Annotated in this window: 20 protein-coding genes; 11 read left to right on the forward strand and 9 right to left on the reverse strand. The window is 54.3% G+C overall.

The features are described from left to right. Positions 1 to 115: 115 nt before the first annotated feature. Entirely contained in the window at positions 116 to 733 is a 618-nt protein-coding gene (tesA, locus tag LA337_05490; GenBank protein ID UBI17153.1) for a multifunctional acyl-CoA thioesterase I/protease I/lysophospholipase L1, read from the reverse strand. On the opposite strand from tesA, the gene LA337_05495 reads away from it, so the two are divergent. The 6 genes from LA337_05495 (at position 701) to LA337_05520 (ending at position 7,966) form a co-directional block, all read left to right on the forward strand. Next, the gene (locus LA337_05495) at positions 701 to 1,387 is read left to right on the forward strand and encodes an ABC transporter ATP-binding protein (protein UBI17154.1); all 687 of its coding nucleotides are present in this window, start codon (positions 701 to 703) and stop codon (positions 1,385 to 1,387) included. The two genes, tesA and LA337_05495, sit on opposite strands and share 33 nt — an antisense overlap. Beyond that, positions 1,384 to 3,798, forward strand: a complete 2,415-nt coding sequence (locus LA337_05500; GenBank protein UBI17155.1) for an ABC transporter permease — start codon at positions 1,384 to 1,386, stop codon at positions 3,796 to 3,798. The genes LA337_05495 and LA337_05500 overlap by 4 nt, the downstream gene beginning before the upstream one ends. 187 nt (positions 3,799 to 3,985) lie before the next feature. Continuing rightward, complete coding sequence (locus tag LA337_05505) at positions 3,986 to 5,119, forward strand: porin (protein UBI17156.1); 1,134 nt, start codon at positions 3,986 to 3,988, stop codon at positions 5,117 to 5,119. 284 nt (positions 5,120 to 5,403) lie between these two features. After that, positions 5,404 to 6,234, forward strand: a complete 831-nt coding sequence (locus tag LA337_05510) for a metal ABC transporter substrate-binding protein (protein ID UBI17157.1) — start codon at positions 5,404 to 5,406, stop codon at positions 6,232 to 6,234. A gap of 63 nt (positions 6,235 to 6,297) precedes the next feature. Beyond that, complete coding sequence (sfbB, locus tag LA337_05515) at positions 6,298 to 7,314, forward strand: virulence-associated ABC transporter ATP-binding protein SfbB (GenBank protein UBI17158.1); 1,017 nt, start codon at positions 6,298 to 6,300, stop codon at positions 7,312 to 7,314. Then, on the forward strand, positions 7,307 to 7,966 hold the full coding sequence (locus tag LA337_05520; GenBank protein ID UBI17159.1) for an ABC transporter permease: 660 nt from the start codon (positions 7,307 to 7,309) through the stop codon (positions 7,964 to 7,966). Before sfbB ends, LA337_05520 begins: the two co-directional genes overlap by 8 nt. Here LA337_05520 and mnmH read toward each other — a convergent pair whose 3' ends face one another. From mnmH to ppiB, 5 genes are all read right to left on the reverse strand, one after another. Next, positions 7,967 to 9,052, reverse strand: coding sequence for a tRNA 2-selenouridine(34) synthase MnmH (gene mnmH / locus LA337_05525; protein UBI17160.1), 1,086 nt, complete (start codon positions 9,050 to 9,052; stop codon positions 7,967 to 7,969). 96 nt (positions 9,053 to 9,148) lie between these two features. Next, positions 9,149 to 10,216: a 5-(carboxyamino)imidazole ribonucleotide synthase gene (purK, locus tag LA337_05530; protein UBI17161.1), complete on the reverse strand. Its 1,068-nt coding sequence runs from the start codon at positions 10,214 to 10,216 to the stop codon at positions 9,149 to 9,151. Beyond that, positions 10,213 to 10,722, reverse strand: coding sequence for a 5-(carboxyamino)imidazole ribonucleotide mutase (gene purE / locus LA337_05535; protein ID UBI17162.1), 510 nt, complete (start codon positions 10,720 to 10,722; stop codon positions 10,213 to 10,215). Before purE ends, purK begins: the two co-directional genes overlap by 4 nt. A gap of 238 nt (positions 10,723 to 10,960) precedes the next feature. After that, the gene (gene lpxH / locus LA337_05540) at positions 10,961 to 11,683 is read right to left on the reverse strand and encodes a UDP-2,3-diacylglucosamine diphosphatase (GenBank protein UBI17163.1); all 723 of its coding nucleotides are present in this window, start codon (positions 11,681 to 11,683) and stop codon (positions 10,961 to 10,963) included. A 2-nt stretch (positions 11,684 to 11,685) separates the two neighbouring features. Continuing rightward, complete coding sequence (gene ppiB / locus LA337_05545; GenBank protein UBI17164.1) at positions 11,686 to 12,180, reverse strand: peptidylprolyl isomerase B; 495 nt, start codon at positions 12,178 to 12,180, stop codon at positions 11,686 to 11,688. A gap of 173 nt (positions 12,181 to 12,353) precedes the next feature. On the opposite strand from ppiB, the gene cysS reads away from it, so the two are divergent. Then, the gene (cysS, locus tag LA337_05550; protein ID UBI17165.1) at positions 12,354 to 13,739 is read left to right on the forward strand and encodes a cysteine--tRNA ligase; all 1,386 of its coding nucleotides are present in this window, start codon (positions 12,354 to 12,356) and stop codon (positions 13,737 to 13,739) included. 89 nt (positions 13,740 to 13,828) lie between these two features. Here cysS and LA337_05555 read toward each other — a convergent pair whose 3' ends face one another. The 3 genes from LA337_05555 to folD all read right to left on the reverse strand — a co-directional run bounded on the left by LA337_05555 (position 13,829) and on the right by folD (position 15,556). Further along, positions 13,829 to 14,353, reverse strand: coding sequence for a metal-dependent hydrolase (locus LA337_05555; GenBank protein UBI17166.1), 525 nt, complete (start codon positions 14,351 to 14,353; stop codon positions 13,829 to 13,831). Between the two features lie 122 nt (positions 14,354 to 14,475). After that, positions 14,476 to 14,688, reverse strand: a complete 213-nt coding sequence (gene ybcJ, locus LA337_05560) for a ribosome-associated protein YbcJ (GenBank protein ID UBI17167.1) — start codon at positions 14,686 to 14,688, stop codon at positions 14,476 to 14,478. A gap of 1 nt (position 14,689) precedes the next feature. Continuing rightward, on the reverse strand, positions 14,690 to 15,556 hold the full coding sequence (gene folD, locus LA337_05565; GenBank protein UBI17168.1) for a bifunctional methylenetetrahydrofolate dehydrogenase/methenyltetrahydrofolate cyclohydrolase FolD: 867 nt from the start codon (positions 15,554 to 15,556) through the stop codon (positions 14,690 to 14,692). Between the two features lie 575 nt (positions 15,557 to 16,131). Here folD and fimA point away from each other — a divergent pair. The 4 genes from fimA (at position 16,132) to LA337_05585 (ending at position 20,660) form a co-directional block, all read left to right on the forward strand. Further along, on the forward strand, positions 16,132 to 16,686 hold the full coding sequence (gene fimA, locus LA337_05570) for a type 1 fimbrial major subunit FimA (protein ID UBI17169.1): 555 nt from the start codon (positions 16,132 to 16,134) through the stop codon (positions 16,684 to 16,686). Between the two features lie 77 nt (positions 16,687 to 16,763). Next, positions 16,764 to 17,297 carry a type 1 fimbrial protein subunit FimI gene (gene fimI / locus LA337_05575; GenBank protein ID UBI17170.1) on the forward strand — a complete coding sequence of 178 codons (534 nt, stop codon included), beginning with the start codon at positions 16,764 to 16,766 and terminating at the stop codon, positions 17,295 to 17,297. Between the two features lie 41 nt (positions 17,298 to 17,338). Next, the gene (fimC, locus tag LA337_05580; protein ID UBI17171.1) at positions 17,339 to 18,031 is read left to right on the forward strand and encodes a type 1 fimbria chaperone FimC; all 693 of its coding nucleotides are present in this window, start codon (positions 17,339 to 17,341) and stop codon (positions 18,029 to 18,031) included. A gap of 7 nt (positions 18,032 to 18,038) precedes the next feature. Further along, positions 18,039 to 20,660, forward strand: a complete 2,622-nt coding sequence (locus LA337_05585; GenBank protein UBI17172.1) for a fimbrial biogenesis usher protein — start codon at positions 18,039 to 18,041, stop codon at positions 20,658 to 20,660. The last annotated feature ends 2 nt before the right edge of the window (positions 20,661 to 20,662 follow it).

Here is a 20,662-nt window from a genome sequence, read left to right on the forward strand (position 1 = left end):
TATCCGTCATACTTCAAGTTGTCTGTGCGTTGGCTACGCTCGCTCACCCCAGTCACATAGTTATCTATGCTCCTGGGAACTCTCTCACTTGCCGCCTTCATACAACTCGAATTATTTAGGATAGAAAAGGGGTGAGATGTTGCGCCATCCAGTCGGCAATAAACGGCTGGGCGTCACGGTTAGGATGAATACCATCATCCTGCATCCACTGGGGTTTCAGATAAACCTCTTCCATGAAAAAGGGCAGCAGAGGGATATCAAACTCTTTGGCGAGCTTTGGATAAATCGCGCTAAAGGTTTCATTATAACGGCGACCGTAGTTTGCCGGCAGACGAATTTGCATTAATAGCGGTTCGGCATTTGCCGCTTTCACGTCCTGCAAAATCGTGCGCAGAGTTTGTTCGGTTTGCGCAGGCGCAAAGCCGCGCAGGCCATCGTTGCCGCCAAGTTCGACCAGTACCCAACGCGGCTGGTGCTGCTTGAGTAATGCAGGCAGACGGGCCAGGCCCTGCTGCGAGGTGTCGCCGCTGATGCTGGCATTCACCACTGGCGTTTTGGTTTGCCATTTATCATTAAGTAGCGCAGGCCACGCGGCGCTGGCGGACATACGGTATCCGGCGCTCAGGCTGTCACCCAGAATTAATAACGTGTCCGCAGCGGCGGCGCGGAAAGTTAACAGGACCAGGAACAGGAAAGGCCAATGCCAGCGGAAAACATTGTTGAAGTTCATCATCTTAAGAAATCCGTCGGTCAGGGTGATCATGAGCTATCCATCCTTACCGGAGTTGAACTGGTTGTCAAACGCGCCGAGACCATTGCGCTGATTGGCGAGTCGGGATCGGGGAAATCCACGCTGCTGGCGATCCTCGCCGGGCTGGACGATGGCACCAGCGGTGAAGTCAGCCTCGTGGGGCAGGCGCTGCACGCCATGGACGAAGAAGCCCGGGCGCAACTGAGAGCCCGACACGTGGGCTTTGTCTTCCAGTCGTTCATGTTAATTCCGACCCTCAACGCGCTGGAAAACGTCGAATTGCCTGCGCTGTTGCGCGGCGAAAACAGCGGAAAAAGTCGCGATGGGGCAAAAACACTGCTGGAGCAATTGGGACTGGGAAAACGTCTTGATCATCTTCCAGCTCAACTTTCCGGAGGGGAGCAGCAGCGTGTGGCGCTGGCGCGGGCCTTTAACGGTCGCCCTGACGTGCTGTTCGCCGATGAACCAACGGGCAATCTGGACCGCCAGACCGGAGAGAAAATCGCCGACCTGCTGTTTTCTCTGAACCGGGAACACGGCACCACCCTGATACTGGTGACCCATGACCCGCAACTGGCGGCGCGTTGCGATCGGCGTTTACGCCTGGTGAACGGACAGTTGCAGGAGGAGGCATGATTGCACGCTGGTTTTGGCGCGAATGGCGCTCGCCTTCATTACTGATTGTCTGGCTGGCGCTGAGCCTGGCGGTAGCCTGCGTGCTGGCGCTGGGCAATATCAGCGATCGTATGGAAAAAGGGCTAAGCCAGCAAAGTCGTGAGTTTATGGCGGGAGATCGGTCGCTGCAAAGTTCGCGCACCGTGCCGAAAGCGTGGATTGACGAGGCGCGACAGCGTGGCCTGAAGGTGGGCGAACAACTGACCTTTGCCACCATGACCTTTGCCCAGGATACGCCGCAACTGGCGAACGTCAAAGCGGTGGATGAAGTGTATCCGATGTACGGCACATTGCAGACCAATCCGCCGGGGCTGAAACCACAGCCAGGCTCGGTGCTGCTGGCCCCGCGTCTGATGGCGCTGCTCAACTTAAAAATCGGTGATTCCATCGACGTTGGCGATGCCACGCTGCGCATCGCCGGGGAAGTGGTACAGGAGCCGGACTCAGGTTTTAATCCGTTCCAGATAGCGCCGCGCCTGATGATGAACATTGCGGATGTCGAAAAAACGGCGGCAGTCCAGCCGGGAAGCCGCGTGACCTGGCGCTATAAATTTGGCGGGACGCCGTCCCAACTGGAAGCCTATGAAAAATGGCTGCTGCCGCAGTTAAAGCCGGAACAGCGCTGGTACGGGCTGGAGCAGGATGAAGGCGCGCTGGGGAAATCACTGGAGCGTTCGCAACAGTTCCTGCTGCTCTCGGCGCTATTAACGCTGCTGCTGGCGGTGGCCGCGGTTGCCGTGGCGATGAGCCATTATTGCCGCAGCCGTTACGATCTGGTGGCGATTCTGAAAACCCTCGGTGCGGGCAGAGCGCAACTGCGCAGGCTGATTGTTGGTCAGTGGCTGATGGTGCTGGTGCTGTCTGGCGTGACCGGCGGGTTGTTCGGGCTGTTATTTGAGCGCGTGCTGGTCGTGCTGCTCAAACCGGTTCTGCCCGGCGAACTACCGCCTGCCAGCCCCTGGCCGTGGCTATGGGCATTAGGTACCATGACGGTTATTTCGCTGCTGGTGGGGTTACGCCCTTACCGTTTGCTGCTGGAGACGCAGCCGCTGCGGGTGCTGCGCCGTGACGTGGTAGCAAACGTATGGCCGCTGAAGTTTTATTTGCCGGTGGTATTGTTAGTTGTGATTGCACTGCTGGCCGGACTGATGGGCGGAAGCCCGCTGCTGTGGGCGGTGCTGGCTGGCGCGGTAGTGCTGGCGTTGTTGTGCGGGGTACTCGGCTGGATGCTGCTCAACGTGCTGCGCGGTCTGACGCTCACCTCGCTGCCGCTGCGTTTGGCGGTCAGTCGACTGTTGCGCCAGCCGTGGTCAACGCTCAGTCAGCTGTCGGCCTTTTCACTTTCCTTTATGCTGCTTGCGCTGCTGCTGGTGCTGCGCGGCGATCTGCTCGACCGCTGGCAGCAGCAAATGCCGCCGGAAAGCCCGAACTATTTTCTGATCAATATTGCCACCGAGCAGGTGGTTCCGCTGAAGGCTTTCCTGTCTGAGCATCAGGTGATCCCGGAATCGTTCTATCCGATTGTGCGGGCGCGTCTGACGGCGATCAATGAGAAGCCAACCGAAGGCAACCAGGATGAGGCGCTGAACCGCGAGCTTAACCTGACCTGGCAGGATACCCGACCGGATCATAACCCGATAACCGCCGGAAGCTGGCCGCCAAAAGCAGGCGAAGTGTCGATGGAAGAGGGGCTGGCGAAACGGCTGAACGTCAGGCTTGGCGATCGGGTGACCTTTATGGGCGATACTCAGGATTTCAGCGCCAAAGTCAGCAGTCTGCGCAAAGTAGACTGGGAAAGCCTGCGACCTAATTTCTTCTTTATCTTCCCCTCCGGCGCGCTGGACGCTCAGCCGCAAAGCTGGTTAACCAGCTTTCGCTGGGAGAATGGCAACGGCATGCTGACGCAGCTTAACCGTGAATTTCCGACCATCAGCCTGCTGGATATTGGCGCCATCCTCAAACAGGTGGGCCAGGTGCTGGAGCAGGTAAGTAGAGCGCTGGAGGTGATGGTGGTGCTGGTTACCGCCTGCGGCATGTTGCTGCTATTAGCGCAGGTCCAGGTCGGTATGCGCCAGCGTCATCAGGAACTGGTGGTCTGGCGCACGTTGGGAGCAGGCAAGAAATTGCTGCGTACCACGCTGTGGTGCGAGTTCGCCATGCTCGGGATGGTAGCCGGATTGGTGGCAGCCATCGGTGCGGAAACCGCATTGGCGGTGCTGCAAACCAAAGTGTTTGATTTCCCGTGGGAGCCAGACTGGCGACTGTGGGTCGTGTTGCCACTTTGTGGGGCATTGCTGCTTTCTTTATGCGGCGGGTGGCTCGGTTCACGTCTGCTAAAAGGCAAAGCGCTGTTCCGTCAGTTCAGTAGTTGATTCATATCCGTGATGATTACGCACCGGTTTTTTTAATCGGTGCGTTTTTTTATCTATGTAGCACAAATTGACAACTCCTTGATATTTAACAGCACAGAACAATAAAAACCCGACAACACGAGTGTATTAATAAACGTTAATATTTGTATGCTGAATAATTGGCAGGCTATCTATCAAGGTACAAATAATGACTATAAAAAAAACGGCGCTGGCGGTATCGATCGGCGCAGCAGTGGCATTAACGACCTTCGCCTCCCAGGCGGAAATCACGGTCCTGAAACAAGATCCGCAGGCGGGCGACCCGCTGAGCCGTCTTAACTTCACCGTCGGCGGGAGTATTCGTCCGCAGTTCCAGAATATGGCCGGTGACGATGGTAAGAATGGCTACAAACGTAATGGCTTCGACGGCGGGACGCGTTTCCGCTTCGCTGCTGACTACTATCTGTTTGATGACATCAGTTGGGTGAGCTACTACGAGCTGGGCGTTAACTTCCCGGCGATGTTCAACTGGGACAACCACTACGCTAACGGCGCCAACGATACCACGCGTCGTATGCTGTACACCGGTCTGAAGAGCGCGACCTGGGGTACGCTGACCTTCGGTCAACAGAACAGCATTTACTATGATGTGGTTGGTGCGAAAACGGATATCTGGGACTACGACATGATCGGTCAGGCGCCAGGTAACGGTATCAATGGCGACTATGACGGTTCCTATCGTACGCGTAAATCACTGAAGTATAAGAAAACGGTTGGCGATGTCGATCTCTACGCCTCTTATCTGTTCAGCGATGATTACAACCCGAACAACGGTCTGCGCTACAAACGTAAAGGCGGCGGCTCGTTGGGTGTGGATTATCACATCACCGATGACCTGACCTGGGGTACGGCGTGGAACTACACCCGTGCGGAAATGCGTGGCGACACCAGCAAAACCTACGATCAAAACATCGTTGGTACCGCGTTGAGTTGGAAACCGGACAACTGGACCTTCTCGATGGGCGGCGGTTGGTATCAAAACTTCATGACCACCAAAAAAGTGTCTGTTAATGACTACTTTGCCGGTGATGCCTGGGGTCTGGAATACTTCGCGGGTTACACCTTCCCGGTTGGTCAGTATGCGCTGAAATCTGTTCAGCCCTACTTTATGGGAGACCGTATTGAGTATGTGAATGGCCGTAACTACCTGCGTACTGACAACGGTGTGGGTATCAGCTTCCAGCTGGATTACGGTTTCCGTGTTGATTACGAACACGTATTCACCTCCAGCACCGACAATCTGGGTGATATGAACCTGGTTCGTCTGCGTTACGACTTCTAATCGAACGCCTGTCAAACGGAACGCCCGATGCGCTTGCGCTTATCGGGCCTACGGGAGCAGGGTGATCACGTTATTTGTAGGCCGGATAAGGCACTTGTGCCGACATCCGGCTTTTTCATGCCTTCTCTCATTTGAAAACACATTTCGCAACATCATGAAATAATTTCAAGGACAGCAGGTTGTGATCTGTGTCATGTTAACAATCAGCCTGTTAACGGGCCAACAAGAACAACGCCGCAAGAACGGCGTGAGACATGACACCACAACGTTAAAATGGAGAGATTATGGGATTGCGTCAGAGTTTACGCGTCGCGACCGGAGCGCTATTGCTGGCCTGCGGATTACAATTTGCTCATGCGAACAGCGATCCGCATACCATCGTGTTTGGCGTCGCGCCTGGGCCGTACGGTGATATGGTGAAACAGGCCATTGCCCCTACGCTGAAAGAGAAAGGCTATAAGGTCGTGGTGCGCGAATTCAGTGACTACGTGCAACCGAACATGGCGCTATCCAACGGCAGCATCGATGCCAACCTGTTCCAGCATTCACTCTACTTTGACAAATTCACCGCCGATAAAGGACTTAAGCTGAGCAAGCTGATTGTGGTCCCGACGGCCGGGATGGGTTTTTACTCACATAAAATCAAAAGCCTGGATGAGTTGAAAAAAGGGGATGTGATCACGCTGTCCAACGATCCGACCAACCTGGCCCGCGGTCTGCGTTTCCTGCAATCCATTGGCCTTATCACCATCAAAGACAATATCGATCCTACGAAAGCCTCCGAGCGCGATATCGCCAGCAACCCGAAAGGACTGGTGTTTAAACCGCTGGAAGCCGCGCAGCTGCCGCGCACTTTGGACGGTGTGACCGGCGCGTTGGTCAACGGTAACTTTGCCGTGGCGGCAAAACTGGATCTTTCCAGCGCCATCAAGCAAGAGCATCTGGACGAAAATCTGAAAAATATCATTGCGGTACGCAGTGAAGATGCGGATAAACCGTTCGCGAAAGATATTGTTGAAGCGGTGAAATCTCCGGCGTATCGCGCGGTGATTGATGATCCGCAAAACATCTACAGCGCCTTCCAGAAACCGGAATGGATGTCGGCAGCCCAATAATTGCTGCGCACAAGGGTTAACAGGGGCAGCGGCGACTGCCCTTTTCGCATTTCTGAGGTGGCTATGATTGAAATAGAAAAGGTATGCGTGGATTTTAGCGCAGGCCGTGGACCGTCAACCCGGGCGGTTGATGACGTCAGCTTGCGCATCGGCGCAGGTGAGATATTTGGCATTGTCGGGACCAGCGGCGCGGGGAAAAGTACGCTGCTGCGCACCCTGAACGCCTTAACGCGACCGAGTCAGGGAAGCGTGAAGGTGAACGGCGTAGAAATTTCCGCGCTGGAAGGCGCGCATCTACGTAAAGCTCGTCAACGTATCGGGATGATTTTTCAACATTTTAATCTGATGCATACCCGTACCGTGGCGCAAAACGTCGCCTTTAGCCTGAAGGCTGCCGGATGGGAGCGCAGTAAAATTGGCCCGCGCGTTAGCGAAATCCTGGCGCTGGTGGGGCTGTCTGACAAGGCAAACCGCTTTCCGGTTCAGCTCAGCGGCGGGCAAAAGCAGCGTGTGGGTATTGCCCGCGCGATTGCCAATCACCCGGATGTACTGCTATGTGATGAACCTACCTCCGCGCTGGATCTGGAAACCTCGGCCACGATTCTGGCGTTGCTTAAGCAGATCAATCAACAGTTGGGGATCACGATCGTACTGATCACTCACGAGATGAACGTGATCAAATCGATTTGCGATCGCGTGGCGGTGATGTCCGGCGGCAAGGTGGTTGAGTCCGGTGAGGTGTTTGACGTTTTTGCTCACCCACAGCACGCTTTCACGCAGCAACTGGTGTCGCATACCCTCAATTTGACGCTGCCCGAGCGTCTGCGCCAGCATCTGCCCGGTCAACTGCTAAAAATTCTGTTCATTGGCGATTCGGCGGAACAGCCGGTGTTGTCAGAAGTCGCGGTTAAATTTGGCGTGGCGGTGAACATTCTGCACGGCAAAATTGAATATATTGGCGAACGCGCGCTGGGGATTTTGGTGGTGCAACTGACCGCGCCGCATAACCCTTCAGCGGTGGAAGTCGCCGTGGAACATATTCGTCAACGTACTGCACAGGTGGAGGTGATTCGTGGATGATTTATTGCCTGATTTGACGCTGGCGTTTAATGAAACCTTCCAGATGCTGAGCATCTCTACGGTGCTGGCAATTATTGGCGGTCTGCCGCTCGGTTTCCTTATTTTTGTCACCGACCGGCATTTATTCTGGCAAAACCGTTTTGTGTATCTGCTCAGTTCCGTGCTGGTGAATATCATTCGTTCGGTGCCGTTTGTGATCCTGCTGGTGCTGCTGTTGCCGCTAACCCAGTTTTTACTTGGGAATACCATTGGCCCGATTGCGGCGTCGGTCCCACTCTCTGTGGCGGCAATCGCCTTCTATGCCCGTCTGGTCGACAGTGCGCTACGTGAAGTCGATAAAGGCATTATCGAGGCGGCGGAAGCGTTTGGTGCCAGCCCGATGCGCATCATCTGCACTGTTCTGTTACCGGAGGCGAGCGCGGGTCTGCTGCGTGGGTTGACGATAACGCTGGTGAGTCTGATCGGTTACTCCGCGATGGCCGGTATCGTTGGCGGCGGTGGAGTCGGCGACCTGGCGATTCGCTTTGGTTATTACCGCTACGAAACCCAGGTCATGGTCGTTACCGTGGTGGCGCTGATTATTCTGGTGCAGGTCGTTCAGGTGCTGGGCGACTGGCTGGCAAAACGCGCAGATAAGCGCGACAGACACTGATCACTGTGCGTTAAGCCAGTCGGCAACGTCCTGCCAGGTGCCGCGAAAGACGATTTTCGCGGCTTTCTTTTCCAGTTGATAGCGATACATCGGGTCGTAATACTCGTTGAGCAACGGCACCAGCCAGCCCATATGGGCGTCGGTGCTGCCCGTCGCCTGCTGTTCGCGCAGAGCCACGTCGAGCAGGGCGGTCAACTCGGCAAAACGTTGTAAACCCAGGCGACGGCGGATAGCAAACAGGCCGTGGTGCAGATAGTCACTGTACTCCTGCCAGCCCTGGCTCTCGCCATAAGCATGGGTAAAATCGTGGTGCATTCGCACGAAATACTCTTCGCGCAGTCGCTCCAGACGACGCTCAAAAGGATCGTCAACCACCGCTATAGATGCCTGGGTCATACGCTCTCGCAGGCATTCGGGCAGATGATTAGCCCCGATCATGCGGCCTTCATCTTCCAGTACCCACAGGCGTAGAGCCTGACGGCTGTCGGTTTTGAGCATTTCGACCGCCAGCAGGTTTTCAAAACTCGCCTGGCTTAGCTGCGGTTCCACGGTACGTCCAAACGAGGAGCCGCGATGGTGAGCCAGTCCTTCGAGATCCACACCGTTCGGCTGCTGTTGTACCAACTGCGTTTTGCCGTTCCCGGTACAGCCGCCGATTAAGACGATCGGTTTTTGCACCAGTTCTTCAGTCAGTTGAATCGCTGCCTGACGCAATGCTTTATAACCACCTTGTATCAGCGGGTAGTCAATGCCGGACTCGTGCAGCCACTGCTGCACAATATGCGAACGCTGACCGCCGCGTGCGCAGCATAGGTAGCCCGCAGGATTTTGACGACAGGCATCCTGCCAGGCACGTATTCTCTGCTGGCGGGTTTCACCCGAGACCAGTTGATGGCCCAATTCGAGCGCAGCCTCAGGCCCCTGACGTTTATAACAGGTACCCACGGCGGCACGTTCGTCATCGTTCATTAAGGGGAGATTGACTGCCCCCGGCATCGCGCCTTGTTGAAATTCGACGGGGGCGCGTACATCGATTATAGGCGTACCGGCGAGCAGAATTGCGCGATAGTCCGTTCCATCGTTCATGTTTGATCCTGAAAATACAAAACAGCAATGGAGGGGATTTTACGCGCCAGAGGAGGGGCCGGGGAAGGATAAAATCAACTCCCCGGCATTAATGGTTTATTTCAGCTTTGACTGCGCCCAGATGATACCGCTGGCATATTCCGGCGGCAGCAGGGGAATAAGCGCTTCCAGCGTGGCGCTAAGGCGCGCGGTATCGCTGTCGCTCAGGTTCAGGTGACCCACCTTACGCCCTTCACGCACTTCTTTGTCATACCAATGCAGGTGCACCAGCGGTAGCTTCAGCCAGTCGTAGTTCAGGTCGCTGCCGATTAGGTTTACCATCACCGAAGGATTGTTCACCACCGGCGTCGGCAGCGGCAGGCCGGTAATGGCGCGCAGATGCAGTTCAAACTGGCTGATGCTGGCGCCGTTTTGCGTCCAGTGCCCGCTGTTGTGCACGCGGGGAGCCAGTTCGTTAATCAGCAGACCCTCTGGGGTGATGAAACACTCCATTGCCATCACGCCGACATAGCCCAGCTCCTGCATGATGGCAGAGAGCATCGCTTCGGCCTGTTCCTGCTGTCTGGCGTTAGCCTGCGGGAAGACTACGCTGGTGCGCAGAATGCCGTCCTGGTGCAGGTTATGGGTCAGCGGATAGAAGACGGTGCTGCCGTCGTGCGCACGAGCGCCAACCAGGGAGACTTCACCGGAGAAGTTGATTCCCCGCTCAACGATGCATTCGCCGTAGCAATCGTCCGGCAGTTGTTCGATTTCATTTGCGCGCAAACGCCACTGCCCACGACCGTCGTAGCCGCCGACGCGACGCTTCACAATCGCCAACTCGCCGAGTTTGTCAAACACCGCAGACCATTCGCTTTGATCCGCCAGCAGCTGCCATGGCGCGGTCGCCAGGTTGAGTTTGTCAAAAAGCTGTTTTTGCGTCAGACGGTCAGCAATAATCGGGAAGACGTCGCGGTTAACAAACGCCGGATGACGCGCCAGTTCGCGGGTTAGCGCCGTTTCCGGCCAGCGCTCAATCTCAGCGGTGATCACGCTTTGTTGAAAAGGAACGGCAGCCGGTTCAGCGTCCAGCCCGACGGGCCAGACCGCAATGCCCAGCGGCTCGCCGGCCTGGCGCAGCATGCGTCCTAGCTGACCGTTACCGAGTACGCAGACCTGCTTCATGCGACACCTCGCGGGTCCGGGTTCTCCAGCACCTCATCGGTTTGCGCTTTGCGCCAGTCGTTCAGACGCTGGTGTAAGGCTTTGTCGTGTGTTGCCAGAATTTGCGCGGCCAGCAGGGCCGCATTGGCCGCGCCCGCTTTGCCGATCGCCAGCGTGCCCACCGGAATACCGCGAGGCATTTGAACGATGGAATAAAGGCTATCTACGCCGCTCAATGCTGCGCTTTGTACCGGAACGCCTAAAACAGGCACCAACGTTTTCGCCGCAATCATGCCTGGCAAATGTGCAGCACCACCGGCACCGGCAATAATCACCTGATAGCCGTTCTCTTCAGCGCCTTCAGCGAAACTGAACAGTTTGTCTGGGGTACGGTGGGCAGAGACGACCTCAACATGGTGTGGAACGTCCAACATTTCGAAGATTTCGGCGGCGAACTGCATGGTAGCCCAGTCGCTTTTGGACCCCATCACGATGGCGACACGCGCCGGATTATTGCGGGAAGACATGCGTCTGAAAACTCCTGTGGTGCACTACACTCGACTTTTGAGGGCACAGAGAATAGCATAATTCATCGTCAAGGAAAACGATTGCGCGCTTTACACTTCACTCTTCAAGCTGCCTCTTTGTTGGCTGCATCTGCTCACCCCAGTCACTTACTTTTGTAAGCTCCAGGGGATTCACAGATTTGCCGCCTCGATGCAACTCGAATAGTTTTGTGTAAAGAGGAACTGCATATCTGCAGAATTAAAACGGAAATACGATCAGTTCAACGTCGTCTGGTGTGACTTTGATCATCGAACCTTCGCTGTGCCATGCGCCTAATACCACGCGGAAAGCAGGTTGCTCATTGGCAGAAAGTTCGTGGACCGCCGGGCGGTGGGTATGGCCGTGAATTAACCACTGAACCTGATGTTTTTCCATCTCAGCGATAACGGCCTGCTGATTCACATCCATGATCTCCAGCGACTTGCTGCTGTTGGCCGCTTTGCTGTTGGCGCGCATTCTCGCAGCGATTCGCTGGCGAACGAACAGCGGCAGGGCGAGGAACAGTTTCTGTAACCAGGGTTGATGCACTTTGGCGCGAAATGCCTGATAGCCCGCGTCGTCGGTGCATAAGGTGTCGCCATGCATGATCAGCACCCTGCGGCCATACAGGTCGAGCACTTTTTCTTCGGGAAGCAAGGTCATGCCGCTCTCACGGGCAAAACGTTTGCCGAGCAGAAAATCACGGTTGCCGTGAATAAAAAAGCAGGGAACGCCGGAATCCGCCAGCGATTTTATCGCCGCGGCCATTTCATGATGCAGCGGATTAGGATCGTCGTCGCCAATCCAGGCTTCAAACAGGTCACCGAGAATGTACAGCGCATCGGCCTTTCGCGCATCGCCGGCTAAAAAACGCAGAAAACCGGCGGTGATCGCCGGTTCTTCTGTGCAGAGGTGAAGATCTGCAATAAACAGTGTCGTCACGATTACTCGCTGACGGTCACGTTTTCGATGATGACGTCTTCTTTAGGCACATCCTGGTGCATACCGCTGCGACCGGTGGAAACGCCTTTGATTTTATCAACCACGTCCATGCCTTCAACAACTTCAGCGAACACGCAGTAACCCCAACCCTGCATGCTTTCGCCGGAGAAGTTCAGGAAGTCGTTGTCTGCAACGTTGATGAAGAACTGTGCGGTTGCGGAGTGCGGAGCCTGAGTACGCGCCATCGCCAGCGTACCACGGGTGTTTTTCAAACCGTTGTTCGCTTCGTTTTTGATCGCTTCTTTCGTGGCTTTTTGCTTCATGCCTGGCTCGAAACCACCGCCCTGGATCATGAAACCGTTAATAACACGGTGGAAAATGGTGTTGTTGTAAAAACCTTCGCGGCAGTAGTCCAGGAAGTTTTTAACTGTTTCAGGCGCTTTATCATCAAACGTTTTGATTACGATATCGCCGTGATTAGTGTGGAAAGTAACCATTTTTGCATCCTGTTCCGATAGATTGGTGCTTCGACCCCGTCAAGGGTCAGAGTTAGGGGTGTGTTATAGCATAACCGCAAGCTGCGATCACCTCGCAAAGTGTGCTGCTTCCGGTCTAAATTATGGGTATTATACAGACTTTACTATCCACACACGTCTACACGGAATCTTCGATGTTAAAAATCTTTAATACACTGACGCGCCAAAAAGAGGAATTCAAACCTATTCATGCCGGGGAAGTCGGCATGTACGTGTGTGGTATTACCGTTTACGATCTCTGTCATATTGGTCACGGACGTACCTTTGTTTCTTTCGACGTCGTCGCGCGCTATCTGCGCTTCCTCGGCTATAAGCTGAAGTATGTGCGCAACATTACCGATATTGATGACAAAATCATCAAACGCGCGAATGAAAACGGCGAAAGCTTTGTGGCGTTAGTCGACAGAATGATCGCGGAAATGCATAGCGATTTCGACGCGCTGAATATTCTGCGCCCGGACCTGGAGCCGCGCGCTACACACCATATCGCTGAGATTATTGAAATCACTGAACAGCTGATTGCCAAAGGTCACGCTTACGTGGCTGATAACGGCGACGTGATGTTCGACGTGCCGACTGACCCGAATTACGGTCAACTATCACGTCAGGATCTGGAACAGTTGCAGGCGGGGGCGCGCGTTGACGTGGTTGATGTGAAGCACAACCCTATGGACTTCGTGCTGTGGAAAATGTCCAAAGAAGGCGAGCCGAGCTGGCCGTCTCCGTGGGGCGCAGGCCGTCCGGGTTGGCACATTGAGTGTTCGGCAATGAACTGCAAACAGCTGGGCAACCATTTCGATATTCATGGCGGCGGTTCAGACCTGATGTTCCCGCACCATGAAAACGAAATCGCTCAGTCCACCTGCGCGCATGACGGTGAATACGTCAATTACTGGATGCACTCCGGGATGGTAATGGTTGACCGCGAGAAAATGTCCAAATCGCTGGGCAACTTCTTTACCGTGCGCGACGTACTTAAGTACTACGACGCCGAAACCATCCGCTACTTCCTGATGTCGGGTCATTACCGTAGCCAGTTAAACTACAGCGAAGAGAACCTGAAGCAGGCGCGTTCTGCGCTGGAGCGTCTGTATACCGCGCTGCGCGGCACCGACAAATCCGTTGCTCCTGCTGGTGGCGAAGCCTTTGAGGCGCGCTTTATTGAAGCGATGGACGATGACTTCAATACGCCGGAAGCCTACTCAGTGCTGTTTGATATGGCGCGTGAGGTTAACCGTCTGAAGGGTGAAGATATGGCGGCGGCGAACGGCATGGCTGCGCATCTGCGTAAGCTTTCCAGCGTGCTGGGACTACTGGAACAGGATCCAGAAGCGTTCCTGCAAAGCGGTGCGCAGGCGGATGACGGTGAAGTTGCTGAAATTGAAGCGTTAATCCAACAGCGTCTGGACGCCCGTAAGGCGAAAGACTGGGCGGCAGCCGACGCCGCGCGTGACCGTCTCAACGAGATGGGCATCGTGCTGGAAGACGGCCCGCAGGGCACCACCTGGCGTCGTAAGTAACTCTCTATTGCCGGATGGCGTCTAACGCCTTATCCGGCCTACGATGTAATGATCGGTAGGCCTGATAAGCTTAGCGCCATCAGGCACTATTAATGACGTCTATACCACCACAGCACACCCATCATCATCACTCCCGGTAGCCACACCCATAATAATTCCGAAATAATCACCTGGTGCCCGTAAGGGGTCGCGTAGCGTGATAGCGCGAACGGGGCGACTTTAATCACCTGCCACGGCGCGAAGAAGCGTTCATCCGACCACGGCCACAGCCAGCCAACGCCTTTGCCGCCGGTGGTGACCGAATCCAACAGACTGTGCGACAGCAGTGATACCGTCAGGAATAGCCAGCAGCGAATCAATCCCGCCTTAAACCATCGTCGGCCAATCACTACGCAAAGCAGCGGCACGACAAAAGCAAACAGCAGGGAGTGGGTAAAACCACGGTGACCAAACACGTTGCCGTAGGCGACGCCAAGTTTAAAAGACAGTACGTCGGCGTCCGGCAGCATAGCCAGAATGACGCCTGTAAACAGTAATCGCGGGGGGATGACTTTAAGTCCGAGACCTAACCCTAAACAGAGCGGAACGGCTGCGTGCGTGACGATAGTTGGCATGATGATCGCTTCATGTGGAAAAACAACATGCTAACAGTTCACTGTGAAGCGGCGGTGAAGTCATTATCTGAAAAAGAGAGGGGAGGTGGCCGGACAAGAAATGACCTTATCCGGCACCGGGATCACGCTACGACGTTAATGCTGTGGCCTTCAAAGCTGACGGTCTGACCGGCAACGATTTTGCAGCGTTTACGCGTTTCAACAGCGCCATCGACCTTCACTAACCCTTCGCCAATAGCAATTTTTGCCTGAGCACCGCTTTCGCTCCAGCCTTCCAGCTTCAGCAAATCGCAGAGTTCAACGTGTGGGTGTTTACCCAGTGAAAATGTGGCCATTTTAAACGTCCTTTACATCATGATATTCAACACACGCCTGCAGCGTGTTTTCGATAAGTGTGGCGACCGTCATTGGGCCTACGCCGCCGGGTACCGGCGTGATATATGACGCGCGTGCGGCAGCATCTTCAAAGACCACATCGCCAACAACTTTACCATTCTCCAGACGGTTGATGCCGACATCAATCACAATCGCACCTTCTTTGATCCACTCGCCGGGTATAAAGCCAGGTTTGCCGACGGCAACAATCAGCAGGTCAGCATGTTCAACATGGCGGCGCAGATCTTTGGTGAACCGGTGGGTGACGGTGGTGGTGCAGCCTGCCAGCAGCAGCTCCATGCTCATCGGGCGACCAACAATATTCGACGCGCCAATGACGACCGCATTCAGACCGTAGGTGTCGATGTTGTAACGTTCAAGCAGGGTTACAATGCCGCGTGGGGTACACGGACGTAGGCGTGGCGCACGCTGGCACAGGCGACCGACGTTATACGGGTGGAAACCGTCAACGTCTTTATCCGGCGCAATACGCTCCAGCACTTTAACGTTGTCGATACCCGCAGGTAACGGCAGCTGTACCAGGATACCGTCGATGGTGGTATCTGCATTGAGCGTATCGATCAGCTCAAGAAGCTCCGCTTCGCTGGTGGTTTCAGGCAGGTCATAGGAGCGGGAGACAAACCCCACCTCGTCACAGGCTTTGCGTTTACTCGCAACATAAATCTGCGAAGCCGGGTTGCTACCTACCAGCACAACAGCCAGGCCTGGGGCGCGTAATCCAGCCGCTAAACGCGCCTGAACTTTTTGAGCAACCTCAGAGCGCACCTGCTGCGCAATCGTTTTACCGTCAATAATCTTTGCTGCCATCAGAGAGAGGATTCCGTCTGTTACGTTAAACCGAAGGGGATGCCGCTATTTTGTCAGAAGCGGGACGTGCTGTCAGTTTTCGTTTGCGTTTTTACGTGCGATAGGAGGCGTTACTGTCGGCGAAAGGGGTCAGGTCAGAGGCTAAAGCCTTACGGGTAATTAATGAGCATGCTAATTAAAGTTAACGTGAATGAAACAATTCATCACCCTGGTCTTTTCATGGGTAATATGTCGCAAACCAGTCTGTTACGCTTAATTTTGGGTGATTTTACCTCATTTTCACCCAGATTTTTCCTGGGGCCTATTAAGAATTAGCCAGGGCCATTAAAAGGAATTGCAGGTATTTTTCATTAATTGAAATGTTTAATTTATCGCTGTGACGAATAGTCATATTCGCGAAGATAAATTAGTGAATCAAATACTCAGGAGAGTTGGGGTAAACGGTTAGCTAATTCTCTTGCGAGATATATCTTTACAGGATGCAGAGATAATTAGCCTGACATTTAATGTCGATAATGAGTCAAACGGATCCCGCAGGACGCCGGAGCCGGATGTGTGTAATTCAAGGGAAATCCATGAAACGTAAATTAATGACCTCTTCTGTTATTGCCAGCCTGATGTTAGTCGCAGGTGCGGCGGTTGCGGCCGATCCGGTAAGCGTTAGCGGCGGAACTGTGCATTTTGAAGGTGAACTGGTCAATGCAGCCTGTGCAGTCAGTACTCAGTCATCCGATCAGGTTGTCACCTTAGGCCAGTATCGTACTGCAAGTTTTGCCGCAGTGGGTGATACGACGGCACAAATTCCGTTCTCTATCGTCCTGAACGACTGTGACCCGAAAGTTGCCGCAACCGCAGCCGTTGCTTTCTCTGGTCAGTCTGATATTACCAATAACAACCTGCTGGCCGTCACTTCTGCAGACAACGGTACTACTGCCAGCGGCGTCGGGATTGAAATTCTGGACAATACGTCCACCGCGCTGAAGCCGGATGGAGCCACCTTCTCTACCGCTCAGGCGCTGGTTGAAGGGACCAACACCCTGCGTTTCTCTGCGCGTTATAAAGCCACTGCTGCAAGCGCAACGCCGGGTCAGGCAAATGCTGACGCGACGTTCATCATGAAGTACGAATAAGCCGTTTTGATTTGCGCAAGGATGCAGTACGCCTCATTGGATGAGGCAATATCCGGGGATGATGAAGGATGCGGCAGATGATAGGGAAAGGCGTGGCGCTGGCGGGAATGCTGTGCGTAATGCCCGTGTTTGCACATACGGTAATACTGGAAAGTGGCCGCGTCCACCTACGCGGGCAACTGGTCAACGGGGCCTGTACGGTCGCCACTGACAGTCAGAATATGCGGGTGCAAATGGGGCAGTATCGCACTAATGCTTTCTCCGGGACGGGAAGCTTTGCCTCTACCAGCGTACCGTTTTCACTGCGTTTAACCTCGTGCAGTTCTGATGTCTACGACCATGTTGGGATTGCGTTTGCGGGCGTGACGCCAGCGGAAGATCCGCAGGTTTTCCTTGCCAGCGGCGATGCTTCTGCGGCTTCGGGGATCGGTCTGGCATTATTTGACGAGCGCCAACGGCAAATTATTCCAAATGCGCTGCCGCTTCATTATGCGCCGATTATAACGCAAGAGATGACGTTTCATTTCACTGCTCGTTATCGGGCTGTCTCGGAAAATATAACGCCGGGAATGCTTCGTTCAGACGTGTGGTTTACGTTGGTTTATCCCTGATTTATTTCCCAACGATAATCGCATCAAAGGTATTTGTAGCTATGTCTAATTATCTGAAATCAGGTTTTATCCTTTTACTGGCCTTATTTTCTGCTGCCAGTGTTCAGGCTGCCGGCGGTATTGCATTAGGCGCCACTCGCGTTATTTATCCGGCTGATGCCAAACAAACATCCCTGTCTATCAGCAATAGCGATACCAAAGAGCGTTACCTGGTAAATTCCTGGATTGAGAATAGCGCAGGCGTTAAAGAAAAATCATTTGTGGTTACGCCTCCACTGTTTGTCAGCGAGCCCAAAAGCGAAAATACGCTGCGTATCATCTATGCCGGCGAACCGCTGCCCAAAGATCGTGAGTCTCTGTTCTGGATGAATGTGAAAGCCATTCCGTCAGTCAATAAAAACAGCCTTGAGGGCAAAAACGTTCTGCAACTGGCGATTCTGTCACGTATCAAACTTTTCGTCCGTCCGAATAATTTGCCGCAAATCCCAGAAGATGCGCCTGGGATGCTGACGTTTTCCCGTTCCGGTAACCACCTGAAAATCAATAATCCGTCAGCGTATTACGTCACATTGGTCAATCTCAATGTGGGGAAAACAAAGGTCGATAACGTGATGGTTGCGCCGAAAAGCGATGCGCAGATCCAACTACCAACGGGCGTTCAGGGCAACGTCACGTTCCAGACGGTCAATGATTATGGCGCTGTGACTCCGGCCAAAACGGTTAGCGTGCGTTGAGATAACGATGAATAAGACAACGTATTTTCCTGGCCTGTTACCGGGGGTTACGCCACCGCTGGCAGGGGTGGCGTTGTCCACGCTGGCGGCGCTCTTTCCCTCTTTAAGCCATGGGGAAAGCTATTTTAATCCGGCCTTTTTATCTGCGGATACGGCAACCGTGGCGGATTTATCACGCTTTGAAAAAGGCAATCACCAGCCTGAAGGCGTTTATCGCGTGGATATCTGGCGCAACGATGAGTTTGTGGCCACTCAGGATATTCGTTTTGCGACCAGTGCGGGAAAAGCCGGGGAGAAGTCTGGTGGGCTGATGCCGTGTTTTGGACTCGACTGGGTGAAACGCCTTGGCGTCAATATCGCCGCGTTTCCGGCACTCAGTAAGGACCCGAACGATACCTGCATCAATCTGCCTGAAGCGATTCCAGGCAGCGAGATTGCATTTGATTTTTCTACCTTGCGCCTCAACGTCAGCCTGCCGCAAGCGTCGATGTTAAACAGCGCGCGTGGCTATATCCCACCAGAAGAGTGGGATGAAGGGATCCCGGCTGCGCTGGTTAACTACAGTTTTACCGGCAGTCGCGGCAGTGATGCGGACAGCTATTTCCTGAGTATGCTCAGTGGTCTGAACTATGGCCCATGGCGGTTGAGAAATAACGGCGCGTGGAGCTATTCCAGGGGCGATGGATACCATTCACAAAGCTGGAAAAACATCGGTACATGGCTTCAGCGCGCGATTATCCCGCTGAAAGGCGAACTGGTGATGGGCGACAGCAACACCGGCAACGACGTTTTTGACAGCGTCGGGTTTCGCGGTGCGCGGCTCTATTCCTCAGACAGTATGTATCCTGACAGCTTACAAGGCTATGCGCCTACCGTTCGTGGCATTGCGCGTACCGCAGCGAAACTGACCATTCGTCAGAATGGCTATGTGATTTATCAAAGCTATGTTTCACCCGGCGCGTTCTCGATAACCGATCTCAACCCGACGTCATCCAGCGGTGACCTTGAGGTCACTGTGGATGAGAAAGACGGCAGTCAGCAACGCTATACGGTGCCGTACTCAACGGTTCCCTTATTACAGCGAGAAGGGCGTTTCAAGTATGACGTGGTCGCCGGGGATTTTCGCAGTGGCAATAGCCAGCAATCCTCACCGTTCTTTTTCCAGGGAACATTAATTGCCGGGTTACCAGAAGGCTACACCGCATATGGTGGTACGCAGTTGGCTTCACGCTACACCGCGATGGTTTTAGGCACTGGTCGAAATCTCGGGGACTGGGGGGCGGTTTCTGTCGATCTTACCCACGCGCGTAGCCAACTGGCGGATGACAGTACGCACCAGGGGCAGTCTTTGCGTTTCCTGTATGCGAAATCGTTGAACAATTTTGGCACTAACTTCCAGCTGTTGGGGTATCGCTACTCAACGCGTGGCTTCTATACCCTCGATGACGTCGCGTACCGCAGTATGGAAGGCTATGAGTACGAATACGACAGTGAGGGCAATCGCCACGACGTGCCCAATGTGAAGAGCTACCACAACCTGAGCTACAGCAAAAAAGGTCGTTTCCAGATAAACATTTCGCAGAATCTGGGGGATTACGGATCGCTGTATGTCTCGGGTAGCCAGCAAACGTACTGGAATACCTCAGATACCAATACCTGGTACCAGGTAGGCTATGCCAGTGGCTGGCAGGGGATTAGCTATTCACTCTCCTGGTCGTGGAATGAATCGGTTGGCATCTCCGACACCGACCGTATTCTGGCGTTCAATATGTCAGTCCCGTTCAGCCTGCTAAGCGGGCGGCGCTACTCGCGTGACAACGCCCTCGATCGCACCTACGCCACCTTTAATGCCAACCGCAATAGCAACGGACAAAACAGTTGGCAGAGCGGAGTCGGCGGTACGCTGCTGGATGGACGCAACCTGAGCTACAGCGTGAATCAAGGGCACAGTAGCACCAATGGCTATAGTGGAAACGCCAGCGCCAACTGGCAGGCGGCCTATGGCACGCTCGGCGTGGGATACAACTATGACCGCGACCAGCATGACTACAACTGGCAACTCTCCGGCGGCGTGGTGGGTCACGCGGACGGCATTACGCTCAGTCAGCCTCTGGGCGATACCAACGTGCTGATTAAAGCGCCTGGCGCGCAGGGGGTGCGGATAGAAAACCAGACCGGCGTTCAAACCGACTGGCGTGGATACGCGGTGATGCCGTATGCCACCGTCTATCGCTATAACCGCGTCGCGTTAGACACCAATTCCATGAACAACAATACCGATGTGGAAAATAACGTCAGCAGCGTAGTGCCAACGCAAGGGGCGTTGGTGCGGGCGGCGTTTGATACGCGAATCGGCGTGCGGGCACTGATTACCGCGAAATATGCCGGTAAACCCGTGCCGTTTGGTTCCGTTGTGCGGGAGAACACCAGCGGTGTGACCAGTATGGTGGGTGAAGACGGGCAAATTTATCTCAGTGGTCTGCCGCTAAAAGGCGAGTTGCTGATCCAATGGGGAGAAGGCGCAAAAGCTCGCTGCACGGCGCGCTATGCCTTGCCTGAAGAGAGCCTGAAACAGGCGGTGACGATCACGAACGTGACGTGCGAATCTCCAACGGCACGACAGGAATAATA

The organism is Citrobacter europaeus (assembly GCA_020099315.1).
GTDB classification, from domain to species: Bacteria; Pseudomonadota; Gammaproteobacteria; order Enterobacterales; family Enterobacteriaceae; genus Citrobacter; species Citrobacter europaeus.